Consider the following 22,964-nt stretch of genomic DNA (forward strand, 5'->3'; position numbering starts at 1 on the left):
TCGGTCTTCTTCAGTGTGTCTCCGCTGCAGCCTCGAAAGCGTTCACAGTGGACGTTTGTCGGCGCAGAGGCTGTTCCTGCAGGGGCCATACCCTGGGGATGCGAGGCCGTGTCAGCCCCCGGATCGTTCGCGTTCGCTCCCAGATCCGGCTGAACCAGAAGCGGGCATCACGGCTCGACTCGCCGGAATAGCGGGCGATCAGGCCCTGATTCAGGGCGCCGCAGCGCATTGTGCCCGTCAGGCCTTCGCTGTCGGCCCGCGCTCCCTCTAGCAGTGATGTTGTTGTTTCGGCACCCATGGCCATCGGTGCGGCCCAAACCAGTGTTCCGAATACCGGCGCGCCTCCCAACCCATGCGGGCTGTCCAGGCTGGCGCCGCCGAGCTCCACTCGATCCGCCAGCTCCCAGGTTGAGCTGTTGCCTGCGAGGCGCTGAATGGTGAGGCTCGAGCGCCACCGTCCCTGCTGCAGGGTTTCGCCGGCGGCGGTTCGGCCTAAGCGCACGATCTCTGCACTGAGAAAGGAGGCGTCCTCGGGCAGGGTCACCGTCAGCTGCTGCTCGAACAGGGCATCGGCGTACAGCACCAGTTCCTGCGGCAGCCATTCGAAGTCACTGCCGCTGGCCAGTGAGCAGCGCACCTGTTGATGGGCAAAGCAGCCCTCGGGTTGCAGGCGGCTGCGGCCGATCGACCCGTAAACCTTCTGCGCCGCCACGCTGGTGATCAGGCCGCGGCTGTTGGCCTCAAGCTTGAAGTCCAGGCTGAGTTGATCGCCTCCCACCAGGCCTCCGGCGGTGTGCAGCACCGGCAGCTCGCAGCGTCCGTCTTCACCGCGTTCACTGCGGAGCAGTTTGAACGGAGCCGTGCAGCCCCCCTGGTGTTTGGTGCTGCCGTTGGTGGCATGAAACTGCAGGTCGCAGCGGCCGTGCCAGGGGTCGAGACGTTGCATGGCCTCACGCTCCGCCGCCACCGGCTTCAACTCTGTAGCAATGCACACCAAAGCGCTGCTGATTGATCGGCACGCTTTTGTTGTGGAACTGGAGAGGAGCTGCTGGTGACGGATGCGGTGGTCGTGTTGGAGCAGCGCCTTCAGAACAGCAGTGCCACGGCCACTCTTCAGTTGCCGTTAACGGCCGAAGAGCGCACGGTGCTGCGGGGCCGTCGCACCACCTCCTGCGGTCGTCCGGTGCTTCTGCAGTTGCCCCGTGAGGGTTCTCTCCAGCCCGGTGACTTGTTGGGGGATCAGTCCGGTTCGACCGTTGTGGAGGTGACGGCAGCGCCGGAGGCGTTGCTGCGGGTGCAGGGATCGCATCCCCTGGAGCTGTTGCAGGCGGCTTATCACCTGGGCAATCGCCATGTCGCCCTGGAGCTGCATGAGCAGGAGCTGTTGCTGCCGGAGGATTCCGTTCTCGCCACGATGCTGGAAGGCCGTGGATTGACGGTCAGCCGCTGTCTGCAGCCGTTTGCCCCCGAAGGCGGTGCCTATGGAGGCCATCAGCACGGATGACGTCCCTTGCGTTGCTGCAACTGGTCAGCCCTGCCCTGCCCGTGGGTGCCTTCAGCTATTCAGAGGGGCTGGAGGTGTTGATTCAGGCGGGCTCCATCGCCGATGAGCAGGCCATCCAGGTTTGGTTGGAGGCTGAACTTCAACGGGGCGCGGTGCGGCTGGAAGCCGCGGCATTAAGGCCTCTGGCGGAGGCTTTGGTGGGGTGGTCCACCCAGGCCGATGCGGCGGCCAAGGGGCGCCTGATCGATCTTGATGGTTGGCTGTTGGCCACCCGCGAGGCCGCGGAGTTGCGAGCGCAGCAGCGTCAGATGGGGATGTCGCTGCTGCAGTTGATGTCGGATATGGGGCACGACCTGCCTGAACCTGTGGCCCTGAGCTGGCCAGCGGCCTGGGCCTGGGCTGCTGTGCGCTTGTCGGTTTCAGGGGGAGACATGGTGGAGGGGTACCTCTACGGCTGGGTTGCCAATCAGCTCAGTGCCTCGGTGCGGCTGCTGCCGTTGGGTCCCTCCCGAGCGCAGGTGCTGCAACAGCGGCTGCTGCCGCTGATTGCCTCCCAAGCGCAGCAGCTCCAGGCGGCCGATCCCCAGCAGCTCTGGAGCAGCGGTGTGGGTGCGGGCATGGCGCAGCTTGCCCATGCTGAGCTGTATTCACGCCTGTTTCGAAGCTGATGAGCAGCAAACTGCGCCTGGGGGTGGCGGGCCCTGTGGGATCCGGCAAGACCGCACTGGTGGAGGCCCTCTGTCGCCGCTTGCGCGATGAGCTCCAGCTCGCGGTGGTCACCAACGACATCTACACCCAGGAGGATGCCCAGTTCCTCACCCGTGCGGGTGCCCTGGATCCAGAGCGGATCCGTGGCGTGGAGACCGGTGGTTGCCCTCACACAGCGATCCGTGAAGACTGCTCGATCAACCGAGCTGCCGTGGCGGAGCTGGAGACGCAGTTTCCGAATCTCGATCTTGTTCTGGTTGAGAGCGGCGGCGACAACCTGGCGGCGAGCTTCAGTCCGGAACTGGTGGATCTCTGCATCTACGTGATTGATGTGGCGGCAGGCGACAAGATCCCCCGTAAAGGAGGGCCTGGCATCACCCGCTCTGACCTACTGGTGATCAACAAGATTGATCTGGCTCCCCAGGTTGGTGCCGATCTTTCAGTGATGGAACAGGACACCCGGCGGATGCGGGGAGACCGGCCTTGGTGTTTCACCAATCTCCACAGCGGCGAAGGCCTGGAGCAGGTGGTGGGGTTCCTGTTGCAACAGCTACCGAATCGTTGATCCGCTGCTGCTGGGCTCGCTATTTAGTTCTTCTTGATACCAAAGCCAGGACGCGCTGATCCGTACCTTCCATCAGCTGCCGTCAGGCACATTCCTGTTTTGGAACACCATGAGCTCTTCTCTCTCTAAGCGTCTGTTCGCCGGCATGGCCGCGGCATCGCTGGGCCTTGCCGTGACCGCATGCGGTGGCGGTGACAAGGCTGCCAACGTTGACTACGACGACAGCGTCACCGTCGGCATCCTGCACTCGCTGACCGGCACCATGGCCATCTCCGAGTCCACCCTAGTGGACACCGAGAAAATGGCGATCGATGAGATCAACGCCGCTGGTGGCGTTGAAGTTGATGGCAAGAAGTACAAGATCGAGTACATCGTCGAGGACGGTGCCTCCGATTGGCCCACCTTCGCTGAGAAGTCCAAGAAGCTGATCGACCAGGACCAGGTGCCCGTGGTCTTCGGTGGCTGGACCTCCGCCAGCCGCAAGGCGATGCTGCCTGTGTACGAGTCGAAGAACGCTTTCCTCTACTACCCGATTCAGTACGAGGGTCAGGAGTGTTCCAACAACATCTTCTACACCGGTGCCACTCCGAACCAGCAGTCGGAGCCTGCCACCAAGTTCATGTATGAGAAGTCGCCTGCCGCTGGCAAGCCCTTCTTCCTCGTGGGTTCGGACTACGTCTTCCCCCGCACCTCCAACACCATCACCAAGGAACAGCTCAAGTCCCTGGGTGGAGAAGTGGTCGGTGAGGACTACCTGCCCCTGGGCAACACCGAGGTTGCTCCGATCATCGCCAAGATCAAGAAGGCCCTGCCTGACGGTGGTGTGATCATCAACACCCTGAATGGTGACCAGAACGTCGCCTTCTTCAAGCAGATTCAGGACGCCGGCATCACCCCCGATAACGGCTACTACGTGATGAGCTACTCCATCGCGGAAGAGGAGATCAGCACCATCGGTTCTGAGTTCCTTGAGGGCCACTACGGCGCTTGGAACTACATGATGTCGATCGACACCCCGGCATCCAAGAAGTTCGCTGCTGACTTCAAGGCCAAGTACGGCGCCGACCGCCAGGTCGCTGACCCTCAGGAGTCGGCCTACAACATGGTCTACCTCTGGAAGAAGGCTGTCGAGAAAGCCAACAGCTTCGACGACGACAAGGTGCGTGAGGCCCTGGTCGGCATCGAGTTTGACGCTCCTCAGGGACCTGTGAAGGTGATGCCCAATCACCATCTTTCCCAGACCGTGCGCATCGGCCAGATCACTGCTGACGGCCAGTTCGAGATCCTCGAATCCACCGATGGCCCCGTGGCTCCTCAGGCCTGGAACCAGTTCGAGCCCAGCTCCAAGGGCTTCGCTTGCGACTGGACCGACGCCGCCAAGGGTGAGAAGTACAAGCTCTGATCTTCTGACCACAGCCTGATTGCTCTTCAGGGAGGAGCCCGGTGACGGGCTCCTCCTTTCGTCGTTTCATTGAACGCTTCGTTTCACACGTCCGTGCAACTGCTTCTCGAAAGCCTGTTCAACGGTGTTGCCATCGGCTCGGTGCTGCTGATGGCCGCCCTCGGACTGGCCATTGTCTTCGGCCTCATGGGCGTGATCAACCTCGCCCATGGTGAGCTGATCATGCTTGGGGCCTACACCACCTACGTGGTGCAGCTGATCTTCAAGCTGCCTGCGCTGCAGCCGGTTTACAACGCCTACGTGCTGGTGGCGCTTCCCCTGGCTTTCATCGTCAGCGGTGTGGTCGGCATCCTGCTGGAACGTACCGTGATTCGCCGGCTCTACGGCAACCCGCTGGAGACCCTGCTCGCGACCTGGGGCGTCAGCTTGATTCTTCAGCAGTTCGTGCGGAGTGTTGCCCTGGCCCACGCCGCCGGCCTGATCCTTGCGCTGGTGCTGGGCTTTGGCCTGCCGCTGCTGCTTCCCTCCTCTCTCCTCTCTGGACCTCGAGCTCGTTTGGTGCGTGCGGGGAGTTGGGCTGTTTCAGCTCTGGGCGGTGTGCTGCTGGCCGGTGGCCTGGCCTCACAAATCAGCCGCATCGCCAGGGCCACCTCCCGCAATGTGGATGTGACGGCACCCAAATGGATGCGCGGCGGGATCGAATTCATGGAAATCACCTTTCCCGTGCCGCGCCTGGTGATCATCGTGATCACCATCGTTGCGGTGGTTGGGGTGACGTGGTTCCTCAACAAAAGCGTGTGGGGAATGCGTATTCGTGCTGTGACTCAGAACCGTTCGATGAGTGATTGCCTTGGCATCCCCACCGACACCGTTGATGTGCTCACCTTTGGCATCGGCTCCGGTTTGGCCGGTGTGGCGGGGGTTGCTGTTTCCCTGCTGGGTTCGGTGGGCCCCAACGTGGGCGGCTCCTACATCGTGGGCTGCTTCATGGTGGTGGTGCTCGGTGGCGTCGGAAACCTCTTGGGCACCGTGCTCGCGTCCTTTGCCATTGGCCTGCTCACCGACTTGATCGGTGCTGGACGTCTGCTGACGATCTGGCCTGACATGCCAGCTCCCCTGGCCGGCGCGGTGAATTTCTTCGCCACCACGAGCATGGCCCAGGTGATGGTGTTCGCTCTGATCGTGGTGTTCCTTCAATTCCGTCCCGCGGGTCTGTTCCCGCAAAAAGGACGCATGGTGGAGGCCTGATCTGATGTTCCAAGCCTTTCAACAACGCCGTTGGCCTTTGATCATCCTTTGGGTGGTGATCGTTGCGGCCATCGTTGCCGCGCCCGCTGTTTTGCCGGTGTTTCGGCTGAATCTGTTGGGTCGCTTCCTTTCATTGGCGATCGTTGCCCTGGGTATCGATTTGATCTGGGGCTTCACCGGGTTGCTCAGCCTTGGCCAGGGCATCTTTTTTGCCCTCGGCGGTTACGCCATGGCGATGTACCTGCAGCTCAACAGCTCGGGTGATCTGCCCAATGGCATTCCCGAGTTCTTCAGCCTGTATGGCGTGGATCGGTTGCCTGCCTTCTGGGAGCCGTTCCATTCCCCGCTGTTCACCTTGGTGGCGATCTGGCTGGTTCCAGCCGTGCTGGCTGCCGTGCTCGGCAACCTGGTGTTCCGTAACCGGATCAAGGGGGTCTATTTCTCGATCCTCACCCAGGCGGCCCTGCTTGTTTTCTTCAATTTCTTTAACGGCCAGCAGAAGCTGATCAACGGCACCAACGGTCTTAAAACCGATGTGACCGAGCTGTTCGGCCAGATGGTGGGTTCCCCGGAGATGCAGCGGGGATTCTTCTGGTTGACCTCTGTGGTGGTGATCCTGGCCTGGCTGTTTCTGCGCTGGGTGGTGCGGGGCCGGTTTGGAGACGTGTTGATCGCTATTCGCGATGACGAACCCCGGCTGCGCTTTGCCGGTTACAACCCAACCCTGTTCAAGACGATCGTCTTCGCCATCGCTGGTGGTTTGGCAGGCATCGGTGGTGCGCTTTACACCGTTCAGTCGGGCATCGTTTCGCCGCAGTACATGACCGTTCCCTTCTCGATTGAGATGGTGATCTGGGTTGCTGTGGGCGGTCGAGGCACGCTCGTGGGAGCGATCCTTGGCGCTGTGGCTATCAACTACGCCAAGAGTTTGGTGAGCGAAGCTCTCCCCCAAAGTTGGCTGTTCATCCAAGGGGGCCTGTTCATCCTCGTGGTGACGGCCTTGCCGGAGGGCGTCATTGGCTGGTTCCGAGGCGATGGCCCTCGCAACTGGCTCAACCGATTCGGCATTGCCCGTCGGAGTGAGACCTATCCACGTCTCGATCTTGAAGGTCAGGAAGAGGTTCAGTCATGAGCACGGCTTTATTGGAGTTGCGCCAAATCACCGTCAGTTTTGATGGCTTTTTGGCGCTGCGCGATCTCAACCTCAGCCTTCAGCCTGGGGAGCTGCGCGCCGTGATCGGCCCGAATGGAGCCGGCAAGACCACGTTCCTGGATGTGATCACCGGCAAGACCGCTCCCACGGAAGGGGATGTGGTCTTCAAAGGACGCTCCTTAGTGGGAACGCGCGAGCACCGCATCGCGCGCTTTGGCATCGGCCGCAAGTTTCAGAGCCCTCGTGTTTTCGAGAAGCTCAGCGTTCAGGAGAACTTGGCTTTAGCGGTCAGCCAGCCGAAGCAGCCTTGGTCATTGCTGGTGGGGGGCCTGAATGGGGAGCAGCGCGATCGTGTTCATCACTTGATGAGCATCGTCAATCTGCAGAACCGTGCCGATTGGGCAGCTGGGTCGTTGTCCCACGGCCAGAAGCAGTGGCTTGAGATCGCCATGCTTGTGGGTCAGGATCCCGACCTGTTGCTGGTGGACGAGCCGGTGGCTGGGCTCACGGATGAGGAGACCGATCTGACGGCGGATCTGCTCAAGTCGTTGGCCGGGGATCACACCGTGCTGGTGATTGAGCACGACATGGAATTCATTCGACGGCTTGAAAGTCCGGTGACGGTGCTGCACCAGGGCCATGTCCTCTGTGAGGGCACGATGAATCAGGTGCAGGCCGATCCCCGGGTGATTGAGGTTTATCTCGGCACCACTGAGGAGGAGAACCAATGACGAATCTGCTGGAGATCCAAGGCCTCAACACCTTTTACGGCGAAAGTCACATTCTTCGGGATGTTGATCTCAGCGTGAAATCGGGGGAGATGGTTTGTCTGATCGGCCGCAATGGTGTGGGTAAAACCACCCTGTTGAAATCGCTGATCGGTCTGTTGCGCCCCCGCTCCGGAACCATGGCGTTCGACGGTGCTCAATTGGATCGTCAGGCACCGCATCAGCGGGCTCGGGCCGGGATTGGTTATGTGCCGCAAGGTCGCGAGATCATCCCCCAGCTCACGGTGGAAGAAAACTTGCTTTTGGGGATGGAGGCGTTGCCGGGTGGATTGGCCCGGCATCGCCACATTGATCCATTTGTGTATGAGCTGTTTCCGATCCTTCAGGAGTTTCTACCGCGTAAGGGCGGTGATTTGAGTGGGGGTCAGCAACAACAATTGGCTATCGCCCGTGCGTTGCTTGGCAAGCCAAAGTTGCTGCTGTTGGATGAGCCCACGGAGGGCATTCAGCCCAACATTGTTCAAGACATTGAAGCTGCTGTTCGGCGGATCATTGCCGACACCGGGATCGGGGTGTTGCTGGTGGAGCAACATCTCCACTTCGTTCGCCAGGCTGATCGCTATTACGCGATGCAGCGGGGCGGCATTGTTGCCAGTGGCTCAACCAGTGAACTCAGCCAGACGGTTGTTGATCAGTTCCTGAGCGTGTAGAGCTTCGCTCGTGATGGCTTCTTCTGGGTCAGGTCAGCTGGCCCAGATTGATTCTGTTGCAGGCTCTTCATTCATGGCGTAATCGCTCACGTCGGCACGCACGTGCAGCATCTGCCCTGTCATCGACATTTTCCAGATTTCCAGGCGCGCATCCTCGGGGGCTTCGAACCAAAAGACCTCTGTGGGCATCACCACCTTCTCTCGGTAGAAGTGGTCAGCACCAATGCATTTCACGATCACCATTCGGCTGGTGTCGTTTTGATAAACACATTCAATCATCTTGAGCACCTAGAATGATGCCAATCTCGTGGTCTTAAGACAAGAGGAGTGTTTGATTGGTCACCGAATCAGCACCCCTTTAGATTTGATACAGATGAGTTGATACAGAGTTGGTCGATTGTGTATCGACCGTCACGATTTTGCTCTGGGCTTTGAGAAGTAAGCGCCCACTAGCCTTTTGAAGATTGCACAGAGTGGCTCTTTCGTTTCAGCTGAAACAATTCTTTTTCGCCGCTTTTTGCATGATTGCTTTGTCGATCATGGGAATTGCAGAATGGATAAAGCGATCGGTTTGAGTGTTTCTCAGCAATTCGATGTTGAGCGGATGAATCGCGCGATCGAATCAACAATCGATCCAAAGCAGTTGCAGGTGTTGGCCAAGCAATTGCTTCAGGCGTGGCATTCCCAGCGCGCTGCAACAGTTTGGATCACGCGAGAGCGGGAGCAGCTGGGCTGAGGCTCAATGCGTTGGCTTCAAGCAGCGAGCTCAGAGGTGATGCGTTGCGGGTTGTGATTCGGTCGTTTCAGGGATGTGCGATCTGCTTGTCCTGCTGCGGCCAGATCAGCTTGAAGGGCTGAATTGCAACTGCGCAGTCGCGACCAGCTGGGCAGCTGATGGGCAATCGGCGCCTGCATCAGTTTGGCCAGGCCGGGTCGCAGCAGGCCCGCGAAGTTTTGAACCGCCAGTTCTTCGCCATGGCGGTCGTAAGGCAACCGATTGATGGCTGAATCAAGGCCGAACTGCCTTACGCGATCCTCACCAACCCGTCGGTACAGCACTTCAAGGGTCGGCAGTTGATCCATCGACATCACGCAACCTTCGTGTTCCATCAGGCCGCGCAACACCGTGCCGAAAATTTCGCCCGCCATGCGCTGCAGGCCTTCGCTGTGTTGTTGGCCCAGCTCCTTGTGTTTGTGGTCGAACAACCCCAGATCCACTTGAGCGATTCGGCTGGAGGCCACATGGCGATACACCTCAGACAGCAGGCCCACCTCCAGCCCCCAGTCCGATGGGATGCGCAGATTCATCGCCAAATCGGTGGTGAATGCGAATTCACCAGCCAGGGGATAGCGGAAGGATTGCAGGTACGACAGGTAGGGCAGAGGTCCGAAAATCTGCTCCAGGCTGGCCAGCAGTGGGCCAACAAACAGACGGGTGGCTCGGCCCTGAAGCGCTTGGGTTTCGAGGGAAAGGCGGCTGTAGAACGCCTTCACGTAGGCAATGCCGTGGGACCGATCCAGCAGGGGGCGGAGCATGCGCTCTGGATAAGCCGATCCAAAGGTTCTGATGTCGGCATCGAACAGCCCAACCACCTCAGCGTTCTGGCACGCCACCCCTAATCCCTGCCATACGGCCCAGCCCTTGCCCGGTGGTCCGGTCACGTCGAGCCCCAGTTCACCGACGGATTCGAGCAACTCCCGCACGGCGGGGCCGTTGGTCCAGTGCACCCGCACGGGGAAGGGCATCCCTTCAAAAAATTTTTCCGCCGCTTTGACGTCTTCGGCGCTCGTGGCCGCCAATGCCACCACCAGTTCGTTGAGTCCCTTCAGGCCCGAAAGTGTGTCTCGAATCAGGCCGAGGGCCGGGCGGCTGAATTCTTCCATCAGGCAGGGGATCAGCAGGGTTGTGGGTCGCTGACTCAGCTCCTGGTTGAAGGCAACAGCATCGAGATTGCCCAAGCTGTAGTCATGGACGGTGCTGATCAGGCCCTGCTGAAAATCCATGTGGTGTTCGATGCAACAACAGAGGTCAGAGTCCTGCCCCATACCTGAAAGGTCTGGAGGAGGAAGGTGATGCAGCCCCCGCGCGACGAGACGCTGCGGACCCTGCTTGGCGATCTGTACCCCAACGATTCTTCCGGGGATGGCAAGGAGTTGTCGTCGCAATTGCTGCAGATCTTGAGCCAATCGTCAGGAGATGGCGATATGGCAGAACACATCGATCGCTGGGACGGTGGCGATGTGGTCTTGATCACCTACGCGGACACCATTGGTGAGCAGGGTTTTCCTGGGCTTCAGGCCTTGAAGACGTTTGTGGATCGCCATCTGCAGCCCTTCGCAGCGGTGATTCATGTGCTGCCGTTTCTGCAATCCACCAGTGATGGCGGTTTTGCCGTGGCCAGCCACACGACGCTTGAGCAGCGTTTCGGTGATTGGCGTGATCTCGCCGCCCTGGCCCAGGGCCGACGGCTGATGGCGGATCTCGTTCTCAATCACGTGTCGGCCTCTCACCCTTGGGTGCAGCAGTTCATGCGCGATGAGCAGCCCGGCCGCTCCTGCGTGCTCGAGGCAGCCCCGGATCCCTGCTGGGCGGATGTGGTTCGTCCGCGCAGTTCCAATCTGTTCACGCAATTGAGGGGCCCCGTTGGTGCGCGTCAGGTCTGGACCACCTTTGGCCCCGATCAGGTGGATCTCAACTGGCGCAGTGCGGAGGTGCTACTTGGCTTTGCCCGGCTGATGCAACGCATGGCCCGGCATGGGGTGCGGTGGATCCGTCTGGATGCCGTGGGTTTTGTCTGGAAGGAACCCCATACCTCATGCATCCATCTGCCGCAGGCCCATCAACTGGTGCGGGTGCTGCGTCTGCTGCTCGATCAGGTGGGACCCGATGGCGTTGTGGTCACCGAGACCAACGTTCCGGAGCAGGAAAATCTCTCGTATCTGAGAAGCGGTGATGAAGCGCATCTCGCTTACAACTTTCCCCTGCCGCCCTTGCTGCTGGAGGCCAGCGTCAGTGGTCGGGCCGATCTGCTTAATGCCTGGCTGAGTCGTTGGCCCGCCTTGCCGCCGCAGACAGGCCTGCTCAATTTCACCGCCTGTCATGACGGCATCGGTTTACGGCCGTTGGAGGGCCTGATGCCCCAGAAGCGCTTGCTGCAGCTGTTGATCGGCTGTGAGCAACGGGGTGGACTGGTCAGCCACAGGATGCTGAGTTCCGGCGACGAAGTTCCCTACGAAATCAACATCAGCTGGTGGAGTGCCATGGCGGATGGCGGGATTGATCCCACCTATCTCCAACGGGAGCGCTTCCTGCTTACCCAACTGTTGATCCTGGCCTTGCCAGGAGTCCCCGCTTTCTATCTGCCGGCGTTGTTGGCGGCTCCCAATGATCTGACCCGCTTTCGTCGCACGGGCCATCGCCGGGATCTGAATCGGCCCCAGTTCACGGCCCAGGCCCTGGAGCGCCGCCTGGCGGATCCCGATTCAGATGTCTCTGCGCTGTTGCCGGCGCTGCGGCGGGCTCTGGCCGAACGGGCTGTTCATCCGGCCTTGCACCCGGATGCCCCGATGACGGTGCTGAGCGAGGGCCGGAGTGATTGCGTCATCCTGCGGCGCTCCCGTGGGGGGGAAACGCTGGTGGCTGTTCACAACATCACGGCAGCGCGTCTCAGCTTTCGCCTCAGTGGCCTAGGTGGTGATCTGAACCAGCCCTGGGCCGATTGCCTGAGCGGTCATGTGTTCGAACCACATCAGTCGCATTCGCTAGAGCCTTATGCGGTGCGTTGGTTGGTTCAGCCATGACCGCGAGTGTCGAGCCGGCGTGGTGGGTGGTGACTGATCTCGATGGCACCTTGCTGGATCACAGCTACGACTGGTCGCCGGCTAAGGATCTGATCCGTCAGCTGCAACAGCACCGGATTCCGGTGATTCCCTGCACCAGCAAAACGGCCGAGGAAGTGCGCGGCTTTCGTGCCGAGGCGGGGCTGCATGACCCCTACATCGTTGAAAACGGTGGCGCCGTGCATGGGGAAACTCCGGAAGGGGAGCTCTGGGAGCTGCCGTTGGGTCCGGATTGGACGGCGCTGAAACCTCAGTTGCAGCGTCTTCAGGCCGAGTTGGGTGAGCCCCTGCGTCCGTTGGATGAACTCAGTGAGGCGGAAGGGCAGCGGTTGTTGGGGCTTGGCGGTGAAGCCTTGCGCCAGGCGCAGCGGCGCTGCTGCAGCGTGCCTTTTGTGCCGCCCTCGGCGGAGGGGCGTCGCCGGCTTGAGGTTCTGGTTCAGCGGATGGGCCTGACGGTGGTGCAGGGCAACCGCATGGGTCACCTGCTGGGCCCAGACATCAGTAAAGGCAAGGCTTTGGCCACCCTCAAGCTACATCTGGGTGCTGAGCAGGTGCAGGTCTTGGCCTTGGGGGATTCCCCCAACGATCTGCCGTTGCTCGAGGTGGCTGACATCGCTGTCGTTGTGCCCGGGCCCGATGGCCCCCATCCCGCGTTGCGTTCCGGGATCGAGGCTGGGCGTTTCCAGCTGGCGGCAGCCCCCCATGCCAACGGTTGGGATGAGGCTGTGCGCCGGATTCTTCGGATCTAGGCCATCGCTGGCCCCTGACTCAATCCAGCAAGGATTGCCAGAGCTCCACTGCAGCAGTGGTTGCCGCCATGGGCTGACCGTTGTGGGATGCGATCGGTCGACAGCTGAGGCTGTTGATCAGAACGGCCTGATCGTCGGCATCGAAGGTGGCCGCCAGCTCGGTCTCCACCGCGATGCCCTGGGCCAGTGCACGGCCCCGCATCACCCCTGGGAGGCAGCCGCTGCTGAGCGGCGGTGTCAGCCACTGTCCGCGACGCAGCACCAGCAGATTGGCCGCCGTTCCGCAGCACAGGACTCCAGCCGTGTTCAAGATCAGAGCGTCGTCGGCCCCTTGCTCCTGGGCTTCCCTGCGGGCCTGGATCGATTGCCCGTAGGCAAAGGTCTTGCAAAGGCTCAGGCGGCTGGAGGCGTTGCGGCGCTCATGGCGACTGGTGATGGTGGTGACGGCTGAAAATGTTGGTGTGCAGGCCTGGAGCGTGAGCCAAAAGCGGTGGTGACCTGGGGCCGGCAGTCCGATTCCGCGCTGAGGTGAGCTGCCCCGGCTCCAGTTGAGGCGCAGGGCTCCATCGGCTTCGCTCAGTTGGCTGCGTTGAATCGCATCTTCAAGCAGAGGCTCCAGCGCGTTTCGCTGCGGTGGCGGGTCCATGCCCAGTAGAGCAGCACTGTCGCTCCATCGCTGCAGATGCTCCTGCAGGAGTTGCGGTGCACCGTTGCGGATCAGCACGGTTTCAAAGAGGCCATCGGCCAGGAGCAGGGCGCGGTCGTTGAGGGGAAGCTGCAGGCTTGCTGCTGTTCCCCACTGACCCTCGATCCAGGCGATAGCGGTGCTCATGCCAGCGCCTCCAGCAAGGGCTGCAGTTTCCACATCAACTCCTCTGCTTCGCCAAGGGGATCCGAGTCGGCGACGATTCCGCAGCCGGCATGGGCTCGCAGGGTGTCGCCTTGGCGCAGTAAGGATCGAATCAAGATGTTGCTGTCGAAGCTGCCGTCCCAGTCGACCCGCAGCAGTGATCCGCAGTAAGGCCCTCGGCTGGTGGGCTCAAGCTCATGCAGACGTTGGCAGGCCCGCAGTTTCGGCGCCCCGCTTATCGACCCCCCAGGCCAACTGGCTTCCAGGAGATCGACCCAGCTCAATCCGGCCTGAAGTTGTCCCTCCACGACTGAGGTGAGGTGATGCACGGAGGCATAACTTTCGAGCCCCACCAGTTGGGGAACCTGAATCGAACCGGGCTGGCAGGCACGACCGAGGTCGTTACGCAGCAGGTCGACGATCATCACGTTCTCGGCCCGGTCCTTGTCGCTGCACACGAGTTCCGCGGCGAGATTTGCATCCTGTTCGGGGTCGCCATGGCGCGGCCTGGTGCCTTTGATCGGCCGGGTTTGTACGGCTCCATCAGCACTCACCTGCAGAAAACGCTCCGGGGACGATGACAGCAACGCCTCGTTCTGGTCGCTGATGATCAGCCCTGCAAAGGGGGCAGGACAGGCCTGCCTCAGGGTGAGAAACAGCTCGAGGGCACTGCCTCCCTGGGGCCAAGCTGTGCTGCAACAGGCCGTGAGATTGGCTTGGAAGAGATCACCTGCAGCGATCAGATCACGGATGCGCTGCACTCCTGCGGCGTACTGCTTGGGTGTGGTGTGGTGACTCCAGGCCGTCAGGGGGATGGATTGGGGCTCGTCTTTGGGCTGCTCAGGGCTGGAGGTCAGCTGTTGGGTGAGGCGTTCCAAAGCAGCCGTGCTGCTGGCTTCGATCCACAGCCTGCGCTTTTGGAGATCAAAGCGAAGCACCGGATCGTGGCGGGCGATCCAAAGCGTGGCCATGCCATCGCTGGCCCAGGGGTTTCCCGGTTCCACCCAGGCGGCGGCTTCATAGCTCAGCCAGCCGCACCAATGCCCTGGGGCAAGCCCCCGCAGTGCCTCGAAGGGATTGCCGGCTCCTGACTCTCCAGGGAGGCCACGGCAGCAGATGATCTCCTGGGGTGCCACCGCAAGGGTGGCCCATCGGCCCAGGTTGCTGCCGTCGCCATCCAGCCAGACCAGGCCTTCTTCGCCGTAGGCATGGGCCAGTTGGTGCGCGAGCGCTTTGGGCTCCTGCCAGGGCAGTTCAAGCCGTTGGGGGCGGATCATGCCGCTGTTGAACTGCAGAGGTCAGGCCGGCCTGCCTCGCGGAGTGCTGCATCACGAATGCGGCAGCTGTCGCAGACGCCGCAGGGGTGCGTGCCGCCGCTGTAGCAACTCCAGGTTGTTTCGATCGGAACACTCAGGCGAAGGGCTTCCTCAACGATGCGTACCTTGCTCCACTGCACAAGCGGTGCCCAGAGTTGGGCGCCATGGCCCTCCCGACCGGCTTTGCTGGCCAGGTCGGCCAGGGTCTGAAAAGCGTTGAGGTAGTCGGGCCGGCAGTCGGGATACCCCGAGTAATCGACAGCATTCACCCCCAGCACCAACCTTTCGGCTCCGCGAGCCTCCGCCAGGCTGAGGCCCACGGAGATGAACACGGTGTTGCGCCCGGGCACATAGGTGGGTGGGATGCGGCCTTCCTCCACGCCCTCGGTGGGGATCGAAATGCTGGCGTCGGTGAGGGCTGAGCCCCCCCAGCTGGCCAGATTCACGCTGATGCAGTGATGCTCTGCCAAGCCAAGCTGTTCAGCAACTGCAGCGGCGGCGTCCAATTCGCGGCGATGGCGCTGGCCGTAGTCAAAGGACAGGCCGATGACGCGGTCGCCTTGCTCAAGGGCGAGGGCCGCAGCGGTGGCGGAATCCAAACCTCCCGACAGAAGCGCGATGGCAGTGCGTTGACTCATCTCAGAACCGTGAGTTCGTGCAGGGCGCAGTAGTCCTGCTCATCCAGCTCGGTGCCCTTGGCTTGTTCAAGCAGGGACAGCAATCCGCTCAACCCCTGATCCTGGAGCCCAGCCGTTGTCGCCTCCTCCAGGAACAGGCGTAGGTCTTTGCGCAGTAGGGCGGTGCTGAAGTTGGGATCGGCGTAGCTGTGATCCAGCATCCGTTGCAGCTTCTTGTCGAAGGTGGGGGTGTAGAGCGCTGACGGCCGCAGGATGGCCATGAACGTTTCCACAGGAACGCCGGCCCGCTGAATCAGTTGCAGGGAGAGGGAGAAGCTGTGGGTGAGGCTGGCGATCAACTGATTGAGGGCCAGCTTGGTGGCAGCGCCGCTGCCAACGGGGCCCACGAGCTGGGGCTCTTGGCAGAGATGAGAAAGGAGTGCCCGGTGTTCTTCGAAGACATGCTCTTCGCCGCCGGCCATCACCAGTAGGGATCCGTTCAGCGCTTGTGGTTTGCTGCCGAGCACCGGGGCTTCCAGATACTGCCCTCCCTGGTTCGCAACCTGTGTGGCGAGCTTGCGGCTTTCCTCAACTCCCATGGTCCCCATCGGGATCACCGTTGAGCTCTGCAGATCCCCAATCGTGCCGATCACGGATGCCGTTGCTGCCCCGTCACGCAAGACGGTGATCAAGATGCTGTTGTTTTTCGCGGCTTGCCCCAGATCGTCGATCGCTGTTGCACCCTTCTCCACGAGGGAGACGATGCGGGAGGGGTCGCGATTCCAGACGTGGACGTTGAGACCCTGCTCAAGCAATCGCGTTGCGATCGCCGTTCCGAGGAGGCCTGTGCCCAGAACGGCCACTGAGGTCATGGGCTCAGGTGATCAAATTCTGTTCAACCTCAACGTAGTGGAGCAGACCCTGCCCTCAACGGCCTCCTTCAGCGGATTCCAAGCCATTTGTGGCTTTGCAGGCTGAGGCGCCATTGGGCGTGTTGACGCACATGCTCCACAGCCAGGGCTTCTCCGATGCTGCTCTCCCAGCCCGGCTGCAGCAGCCGCTCTGTGTCGTCCTCGCACTTGGATGCCATGGCTGCAGCGAAGCTGATGTCTTCCGGGCCATGCACCACAACTTTCAGCTCATGGCAGGCCTGCAAAAGCTCTTGCCGTGGGGGGCGGTGGCGTTTTGGCGAGAGGGTGATCCAATCGAAGCGTCCGCTGAGTGGATCCACCCCGCTGGTTTCCAGATGCAGGGGGAGACCGCATCGCGCATCGAGGCTCTGGGTGAGGGGCTGTAGATCGTGATGCAACGGTTCTCCACCGGTGATCACAACGAAGCTGGCCCCGGCTTCAGCAGCCATCTGGGCGGCATCAGCCAAGGCATCGACGGGCTGCTCAGGGTGCCCTTGGGCCGGCCATGAGTGCTTGGTGTCGCACCAGGGACAGCCCACGGTGCAGCCCGCGAGCCGAATGAAAAATGCACTGCGTCCGGCATGGTGGCCCTCTCCCTGCAGGGAATGGAATGTTTCCACCACCGGGAGACGCTGGGAGTCAGCCATCGACGCGGTTCATGGGATCGCAATGTCCCCCTGTTGACGCAGGGCCTGAGCCGGTGAATCCGGAAGGCGTTGTTGGGCCGCTTCGATCAATCCCCGGAACAACGGATGGGGTTGTCCAGGCCGGGAGAGGAATTCGGGGTGGTACTGGCAGGCGGTGAAGAACGGATGCCCTTTCAGTTCGATCAACTCCACCAGGCGTCCATCCGGGGACGTGCCGCTCACCACATATCCGGATTCCAGGAAAAGATTGCGATAGGAGTTGTTGAATTCGTAGCGGTGGCGGTGGCGTTCATAGACCACCTCGTCTCCGTAGAGCCTCTGGGCGAGGGTTCCCGGCGCAATCCTGCAGGGGTAGACCCCAAGGCGCATCGTGCCGCCCAGGTCGACCACGTCCTGCTGTTCCGGCAGCAGGTGAATCACGGGATGGGGCGTGTTTTCGTTTAATTCAGCACTGGTGGCCTCGGTGAGGCCGGCTTGGTTGCGAGCCCACTCGATCACTGCGGTTTGCATCCCAAGACAGAGCCCAAGGAATGGCACCCGTTGTTCCCGGGCCCAGCGAATCGCTGCAATCTTTCCATCGACTCCACGGTTGCCGAAGCCACCAGGCACGACGACGGCGTCCATTCCGCGCAGGAGTGCATCGGTGCCGTCCGCTTCTATCTGTTCGGCGCAGACCCAGTGCAGGTCGAGGGAGGCATCCTGGGCAATGCAGGCATGCTGCAGCGCTTCGACGACGGAGAGATAGGCGTCGTTCAGCTGCACGTACTTGCCCACCAGGGCAACCTTCACCGATGGGCCGGGATTGCGCAGCTTGTTGACCAGTTGTTCCCATGCCGCCATGTCGCTGTCATGGTCCGTGAGGTTCAGCACGTCCAGCACTTCACGGCACAGACCCTCCTGCTCAAGGATCAGCGGCACGGCATAGATGCTGTCGGCATCCAGGGAGGGAATTACGGCGCGGGTGGGCACCCCGCAGAAGCCGCCGATTTTCCGCTTGAGATCGTCGCTGATGTCGCGATCACTGCGGCAGACGAGCACATCCGGCTGGATGCCGATCGAACGCAGTTCCTTGACCGAGTGTTGTGTGGGCTTGGTTTTGAGTTCGCCGGAGGTGCCGATGAAGGGCAGCAGGGTGACGTGGATGTAGGCCAGGTCGTTGCGACCCACGTCCTCCCGAAACTCACGGATGGCTTCGAGGAAGGGCAGTGATTCGATATCACCCACGGTGCCGCCGATTTCCGTGATCACTACATCGGCATTGCTGTTGGAGGCAACCCGGTGGATGCGCTCGCGGATCTCGCCGGTGATGTGGGGAATCACCTGAACGGTGCCGCCGTTGTAGTCGCCGCGGCGCTCCTTGTTGATCACCGATTGGTAGATCGAGCCGGTGGTCACGCTGTTCAGGCGTGACATCGCCGTGTCGGTGAAGCGCTCGTAATGGCCCAGGTCGAGATCGGTTTCGGCGCCGTCTTCGGTGACGAAGACCTCACCATGCTGGAACGGGCTCATCGTCCCGGGATCCACATTCAGGTAGGGATCCAGCTTGAGAATCGAAACGTTGTAGCCCCGCGACTTCAGCAACCGGCCGAGGCTCGCCGCCACGATTCCCTTGCCAATGCTGGACACCACACCACCGGTGATGAAGACGAATTTGGCCATGACCTGCCGGGCGACTCTTCAAATTAGCTGGCGTCGGTCATGGGCTCCAGGGGGAACCGGTGTTTTAGGAATCCAGGCCCTGGATGTAGTCCCGGACTTTGCTGCGTCGTTGGGGTTGCCGCAGTTTGAGCAGGGCGCGGGTTTCGATCTGACGAACGCGCTCCCTTGAGAGTTTCAGCTCTTCCCCGATCTGGGCCAGGGTCTGGGGCGTGTCGTCCTCCAAGCCGAAGCGCCGGCGCAGGACAGCGGCCTCCCGACTGGTGAGTTCATCCAGGAGATCCTCCAGATCGTTGTGGAGTTCGTCGTGGGTGAGGGTCTGCTCCGGGGTGGCATGGCCGTCCTCGATCAGATCTCCGAGCTGGGTGTCCTGTTCGCGGCCGACACGGGTGTCCAGAGACACTGAGCGGGGCACCCGGGCCAGGGTCTGGCGCACGGTGTCTTCACTGATGCCCAATTCGCGCGCCAGATCCGCGATCGAGGCAATGCGTCCTTCGTTGCTTGCAATCTCCTGCTGGACCCGTTTGATCCGGTTCAGTTTTTCGGTGACGTGAACGGGCAAACGGATCGTCCGGCTCTGGGTGGCGATGGCCCGGGTGATGCCCTGGCGGATCCACCAGTAGGCGTAGGTGCTGAACCGGAAACCGCGGGTGGGATCGAACTTTTCCACGGCCCGCTCCAGCCCGAGCGTTCCCTCCTGGACCAGGTCCAGGATTTCCATGCCCCGCTGCTGGTACTTCTTGGCCACCGCCACCACCAGGCGCAGGTTGGCCTGAATCATGTGGTCTTTGGCTCGCCGCCCGTTGCGGAGGGCCAGCTTCAGATCCTTAGCCTCCAGCTGGGCCTGCTCAGCCCAGGCCTGATAGCCCAGGTCAATCCGCTGCTGCAACTCGGGCAAGGGCAGTCCTGCCGCTCGGGCCCATTCCTGCTTGGTTGGCCAGTGGCTGTGCTGGTTGGCTTCCCGGCGTTGCAGTTCTTCGAGACGGTGCAGTTCACCGATGGCGGCATCGCTCTCAGCCAGCTCCCGTTGCTGGAGCAGCAGTGCTTCGCGGCGCTGCACCAGGCGGGCCAGGGTGACCTCCTCCTCATTGGTGAGCAGGTCGACCCGGCCGATGTCCTGGAGATAAAGCCGCAGCAGATCCGTTGTGCCGCTGCTGCGGCGCTCACGGGTCCCCCCGGTCCGTCGGGGCTTGCTGGGCAAAAGCTGGCCTTGTGAAGTCCAACTTCAGGGTTCCTCGCCGTTGGCCGCGGTGCGACAAATGCGCTGATTCCCTTCGGGATCTGCTCAGCCCAGTGGCTGCGGTCAGTCTTCTTCGTCAGGTTCAACCCAGGTGCTGGTCACGTGCAGTTCCTCCAGCTGTTTATCGGCCACGCCTCCTGGGGCACTGGTCATCAGGCAGCGGGCCTGCTGGGTCTTGGGGAAGGCAATGGTGTCGCGGATCGACTCCTCGCCGGCCAGCAGCATCACCATCCGGTCCACACCGAAGGCCAGGCCGCCGTGGGGCGGTGCGCCCATATCGAGAGCGTCCATCAGGAAGCCGAACTGCTCCTGGGCCTCCTCGAGAGGCAATCCAACCGTCTGCAACACCTGGCGCTGCAGGGCGGAGTCATGGATGCGCAGGGAGCCGCCGCCGAGCTCAAGGCCATTGAGCACAAGGTCGTAAGCCTGGGCCCTGGCTCCGGGCAGGGTTTCGGCCCACTTCGATGCATCGCTGCCGAGATCCTCCGCATTGGGCGCGCAGAAGGGGTGGTGCAGGGCCTCGTAACGGTTCTCGTCGCTGTTGAACTCGAACATCGGGAAGTCCACCACCCAGAGGAAGTTCCACTGGTCGTTGTCCCGGTCGGCCTTCACCATGCCCAGCTCCTTGGCCAGGTACTGGCGCACCCTGTCGAGGGCCTTGTTCACCGTGGCGGTGTCGCCGGCACCGAACAGCAGCAGGGTGCCGGGTTCCGCGCCGGTGCGGCTGAGCAGCTCCTGCTTCTGCTCATCGCTGAGGTTGTCCTTGATGGCGCCGATCGTGTCGATCTCACCGCCGTCGCGCACCCGGATGAAGGCCAGGCCACCGGCACCAGCTTTCTGTGCTTCGCTGAACACATCACCACCCGGCTTGATCCGGACGTTGCTCACCGCATCGTTGCCGCCGGGCACCGCGATGCACTTCACAGCGCCGCCGGACTTCACGGCGCCACTGAACACCTTGAAGCCCATGTCCTTCACGATGTCGCTCACTTTGGTGAGCTCCATGCCGTAGCGGGTGTCGGGTCGGTCGGTGCCATAGCGCTCCATGGCGTCATGCCAGGTCATGCGTGGGAAGGGCCGCGGCAGTTCGATGCCCTTCACGGCCTTCCAGATGGCGCAGATCAGTGATTCGTTCAGCTCCAGGATCTGCTCCTGATCCATGAAGCTCATCTCGATGTCCAGCTGGGTGAATTCCGGCTGGCGATCGGCCCGCAGGTCTTCGTCGCGGAAACAGCGGGCCACCTGGTAGTACCGCTCGATGCCGCCCACCATCAGCAGCTGCTTGAACAACTGGGGGGACTGGGGCAGGGCGAACCATTCGCCGCCGCAGACCCGGCTGGGCAGCACGTAATCGCGGGCGCCTTCCGGCGTGGAGCGGGTCAGCACCGGGGTCTCCACCTCGATGAAGCCTGCGTCCTCCAGGAAGCGACGGGCGGCCTGGATGGTCTGGGCCCGCAGCCGCAGGTTGTCGTTCATGCGCTTGCGGCGCAGATCCAGATAGCGGTGGCGCAGCCGCAGTTCTTCGCGGGTGTTCTCCTCGTCGTGCACCGACACGGGGAAGGGCAGGTTGCCTTTCACGCTGTTCAGCACGGTGATGCCGCTGGCGAGCACTTCCACGGCTCCCGTCGCCAGCTTGTCGTTCAGGGAGTCGCCGGGTCGGGCCCGGACTTTCCCTTCAACCTGCAGCACGGTTTCGCTGCGCAGATGCTCGGCGACGGCGAAGGCGTCGGCGCCCAGATCGGGGTCCACCGTGATCTGCACCGTGCCGCTGCGGTCCCGCAGGTCGATGAAAATCACCCCGCCGTGATCACGGCGTCGATCCACCCAGCCGCACAGTTGCACCTGCTGATCAATGTTCTGTTCGCGCAGGTCGCCGCAACCGTTGCTGCGCATGGGATGTCTCAACTGGAGAAGTGCGAGTTTCCCACAGCAGCGGTGAGTTTCAGGCGCGTTTGTAGAAGGGCTTGCGAACGACCGTTGCCGGCTGGGCCTTGCCGCGGATCTCAACGCTCAGTTCGGTGCCGAGCTTGGCGAGGGACGGCGGCACGTAGGCCAGGGCGATCGCTTCTTCCAAGGTGGGTGACCAGGTGCCGCTGGTGACGATGCCCACCGTTTCTCCGTTGTGCATCACGGGGTAGTCGTGGCGGGCGATGGCACGACTCTGCAGCTTGAGCCCCACCAGGCGTTTGGCCGGGCCGGATTCCGCCGCCTGCTCCAGCGCCTGTCGGCCCACAAAATCCACGGGAATTTCCAGGTGCACGAGCCAACCCAACCCGGCCTCGAAGGGATTGGTTTTGTCGTTCATGTCCTGGCCGTAAAGGTGCATGGCGGCCTCCAGCCGCAAGGTGTCCCGTGCCCCCAGGCCGCAGGGAGTGACACCGCGATCGAGCAAAAGCTGCCAGAGCTTCTGTCCGTCGTCGGCGTTGAGCAGCAGCTCGGCACCGTCTTCGCCGGTGTAGCCCGTGCGAGCACTGAACACCGGTTGGCTCAGGCCCTCGAGTTTGAGCATCCGGTGGCCGAAGCGGGGCAAGCCGCTGAGGTCTTCGCCGCTCAGCTCCTGCAGCAAACCCATGGCCTCAGGACCCTGCAGAGCGAGCAGGACTCCGTCTTTTTTGATGTCGGTCACCGTCAGGCCAGCGGGCTCCATCTGTTCACGGATCCAGGCGGTGTCGCTGTCGGCGCAGGCGGCATTGATCACCAGCACCAGCGCACCCCGTTCGGCATCAATGGCACCGCAGTCGTAAACGATGAGGTCGTCGCGAATGCCGCCGCGCTCGTTCAGCAGAACCGAGTAGCAGGCTTCGCCGGGACCGATGCGGTGCAGGTCGCTGGGGATCAGCCGTTGCAGCGCATCCTTGGGATTGGCACCTTCGAGGCGCAGCACTCCCATGTGGGATATATCAAACATGCCGACCCGTTCGCGAACGGCCTTGTGCTCCTGGATCAGGCCGCTGAACTGAACCGGCATCTCCCAGCCTGCAAACGGCACCATGCGGCCTCCGGCGCTGCGGCAGGACTCGAACAGGGGAGTGCGCTGCAGGGACATGGGGGCGGCCGATGAGAAGCGCATTCTTATGGAGGGCTTCACGATCCGGAAGGGAACCCGGAAATTTGCCCCTG

At 62.0% G+C, this 22,964-nt stretch carries 23 protein-coding genes; 11 read left to right on the plus strand and 12 right to left on the minus strand.

Features of this window, described 5'->3' with window-relative positions; translation table 11 throughout:
• Window positions 1-10: 10 nt before the first annotated feature.
• Window positions 11-946 (minus strand): urease accessory protein UreD, encoded by a 936-nt coding sequence (locus DXY03_RS07150; protein ID WP_115009983.1) that lies wholly within the window; start codon window positions 944-946, stop codon window positions 11-13.
• A gap of 105 nt (window positions 947-1,051) precedes the next feature.
• Between DXY03_RS07150 and ureE the strand changes: the two genes are divergently transcribed.
• The 8 genes from ureE (at window position 1,052) to urtE (ending at window position 8,018) form a co-directional block, all read left to right on the plus strand.
• Window positions 1,052-1,504 (plus strand): urease accessory protein UreE, encoded by a 453-nt coding sequence (ureE, locus tag DXY03_RS07155; protein WP_115009790.1) that lies wholly within the window; start codon window positions 1,052-1,054, stop codon window positions 1,502-1,504.
• Window positions 1,501-2,172: an urease accessory protein UreF gene (locus DXY03_RS07160; protein WP_115009791.1), complete on the plus strand. Its 672-nt coding sequence runs from the start codon at window positions 1,501-1,503 to the stop codon at window positions 2,170-2,172. Before ureE ends, DXY03_RS07160 begins: the two co-directional genes overlap by 4 nt.
• On the plus strand, window positions 2,172-2,777 hold the full coding sequence (gene ureG / locus DXY03_RS07165) for an urease accessory protein UreG (protein WP_115009792.1): 606 nt from the start codon (window positions 2,172-2,174) through the stop codon (window positions 2,775-2,777). The genes DXY03_RS07160 and ureG overlap by 1 nt, the downstream gene beginning before the upstream one ends.
• A gap of 109 nt (window positions 2,778-2,886) precedes the next feature.
• The gene (gene urtA, locus DXY03_RS07170; protein ID WP_115009793.1) at window positions 2,887-4,179 is read left to right on the plus strand and encodes an urea ABC transporter substrate-binding protein; all 1,293 of its coding nucleotides are present in this window, start codon (window positions 2,887-2,889) and stop codon (window positions 4,177-4,179) included.
• Between the two features lie 93 nt (window positions 4,180-4,272).
• Window positions 4,273-5,427, plus strand: a complete 1,155-nt coding sequence (locus tag DXY03_RS07175) for a branched-chain amino acid ABC transporter permease (protein WP_115009794.1) — start codon at window positions 4,273-4,275, stop codon at window positions 5,425-5,427.
• 4 nt (window positions 5,428-5,431) lie between these two features.
• Complete coding sequence (urtC, locus tag DXY03_RS07180) at window positions 5,432-6,559, plus strand: urea ABC transporter permease subunit UrtC (RefSeq protein ID WP_115009795.1); 1,128 nt, start codon at window positions 5,432-5,434, stop codon at window positions 6,557-6,559.
• Complete coding sequence (gene urtD / locus DXY03_RS07185; protein WP_115009796.1) at window positions 6,556-7,311, plus strand: urea ABC transporter ATP-binding protein UrtD; 756 nt, start codon at window positions 6,556-6,558, stop codon at window positions 7,309-7,311. The genes urtC and urtD overlap by 4 nt, the downstream gene beginning before the upstream one ends.
• Window positions 7,308-8,018 carry an urea ABC transporter ATP-binding subunit UrtE gene (gene urtE / locus DXY03_RS07190; RefSeq protein WP_115009797.1) on the plus strand — a complete coding sequence of 237 codons (711 nt, stop codon included), beginning with the start codon at window positions 7,308-7,310 and terminating at the stop codon, window positions 8,016-8,018. The genes urtD and urtE overlap by 4 nt, the downstream gene beginning before the upstream one ends.
• Before the next feature lie 33 nt (window positions 8,019-8,051).
• On the opposite strand, the gene DXY03_RS07195 is transcribed toward urtE, so the two are convergent.
• Entirely contained in the window at window positions 8,052-8,297 is a 246-nt protein-coding gene (locus DXY03_RS07195) for a DUF1830 domain-containing protein (RefSeq protein ID WP_170950888.1), read from the minus strand.
• A gap of 178 nt (window positions 8,298-8,475) precedes the next feature.
• Between DXY03_RS07195 and DXY03_RS07200 the strand changes: the two genes are divergently transcribed.
• Window positions 8,476-8,754 (plus strand): hypothetical protein, encoded by a 279-nt coding sequence (locus DXY03_RS07200; RefSeq protein ID WP_371637702.1) that lies wholly within the window; start codon window positions 8,476-8,478, stop codon window positions 8,752-8,754.
• A 17-nt stretch (window positions 8,755-8,771) separates the two neighbouring features.
• Here DXY03_RS07200 and DXY03_RS07205 read toward each other — a convergent pair whose 3' ends face one another.
• Complete coding sequence (locus DXY03_RS07205) at window positions 8,772-10,022, minus strand: glycosyl transferase (RefSeq protein WP_115009800.1); 1,251 nt, start codon at window positions 10,020-10,022, stop codon at window positions 8,772-8,774.
• Between the two features lie 69 nt (window positions 10,023-10,091).
• Between DXY03_RS07205 and DXY03_RS07210 the strand changes: the two genes are divergently transcribed.
• Together DXY03_RS07210 and DXY03_RS07215 are read left to right on the plus strand one after the other, a co-directional pair.
• Window positions 10,092-11,819, plus strand: coding sequence for an alpha-amylase family glycosyl hydrolase (locus tag DXY03_RS07210; protein WP_115009801.1), 1,728 nt, complete (start codon window positions 10,092-10,094; stop codon window positions 11,817-11,819).
• Entirely contained in the window at window positions 11,816-12,607 is a 792-nt protein-coding gene (locus tag DXY03_RS07215; RefSeq protein WP_115009802.1) for an HAD-IIB family hydrolase, read from the plus strand. The genes DXY03_RS07210 and DXY03_RS07215 overlap by 4 nt, the downstream gene beginning before the upstream one ends.
• A 19-nt stretch (window positions 12,608-12,626) precedes the next feature.
• Here DXY03_RS07215 and DXY03_RS07220 read toward each other — a convergent pair whose 3' ends face one another.
• From DXY03_RS07220 to gcvT, 9 genes are all read right to left on the minus strand, one after another.
• Complete coding sequence (locus tag DXY03_RS07220; protein WP_115009803.1) at window positions 12,627-13,439, minus strand: aminotransferase class IV; 813 nt, start codon at window positions 13,437-13,439, stop codon at window positions 12,627-12,629.
• On the minus strand, window positions 13,436-14,734 hold the full coding sequence (locus DXY03_RS07225; protein WP_115009804.1) for an anthranilate synthase component I family protein: 1,299 nt from the start codon (window positions 14,732-14,734) through the stop codon (window positions 13,436-13,438). Before DXY03_RS07225 ends, DXY03_RS07220 begins: the two co-directional genes overlap by 4 nt.
• Window positions 14,731-15,411: a 7-cyano-7-deazaguanine synthase QueC gene (gene queC / locus DXY03_RS07230; protein ID WP_115009805.1), complete on the minus strand. Its 681-nt coding sequence runs from the start codon at window positions 15,409-15,411 to the stop codon at window positions 14,731-14,733. The genes DXY03_RS07225 and queC overlap by 4 nt, the downstream gene beginning before the upstream one ends.
• Window positions 15,408-16,262 (minus strand): NAD(P)-dependent oxidoreductase, encoded by an 855-nt coding sequence (locus DXY03_RS07235; protein ID WP_115009806.1) that lies wholly within the window; start codon window positions 16,260-16,262, stop codon window positions 15,408-15,410. The genes queC and DXY03_RS07235 overlap by 4 nt, the downstream gene beginning before the upstream one ends.
• Before the next feature lie 68 nt (window positions 16,263-16,330).
• On the minus strand, window positions 16,331-16,948 hold the full coding sequence (locus tag DXY03_RS07240) for a 7-carboxy-7-deazaguanine synthase QueE (RefSeq protein ID WP_115009807.1): 618 nt from the start codon (window positions 16,946-16,948) through the stop codon (window positions 16,331-16,333).
• Window positions 16,949-16,957: 9 nt separating this feature from the next.
• Window positions 16,958-18,607, minus strand: a complete 1,650-nt coding sequence (locus DXY03_RS07245) for a CTP synthase (protein WP_115009808.1) — start codon at window positions 18,605-18,607, stop codon at window positions 16,958-16,960.
• A 64-nt stretch (window positions 18,608-18,671) separates the two neighbouring features.
• Window positions 18,672-19,805, minus strand: a complete 1,134-nt coding sequence (locus DXY03_RS07250) for an RpoD/SigA family RNA polymerase sigma factor (RefSeq protein ID WP_114988733.1) — start codon at window positions 19,803-19,805, stop codon at window positions 18,672-18,674.
• A 102-nt stretch (window positions 19,806-19,907) separates the two neighbouring features.
• Window positions 19,908-21,737 carry an aspartate--tRNA ligase gene (gene aspS / locus DXY03_RS07255; protein WP_115009809.1) on the minus strand — a complete coding sequence of 610 codons (1,830 nt, stop codon included), beginning with the start codon at window positions 21,735-21,737 and terminating at the stop codon, window positions 19,908-19,910.
• A gap of 49 nt (window positions 21,738-21,786) precedes the next feature.
• A complete protein-coding gene (gene gcvT / locus DXY03_RS07260) occupies window positions 21,787-22,890 on the minus strand; it encodes a glycine cleavage system aminomethyltransferase GcvT (RefSeq protein WP_115009810.1) in 1,104 nt (367 codons plus the stop codon).
• Between the last annotated feature and the right edge of the window lie 74 nt (window positions 22,891-22,964).

Origin of the sequence: Synechococcus sp. N5 (assembly GCF_900473925.1) — a bacterium.
Taxonomy (GTDB): Bacteria; Cyanobacteriota; Cyanobacteriia; order PCC-6307; family Cyanobiaceae; genus Parasynechococcus.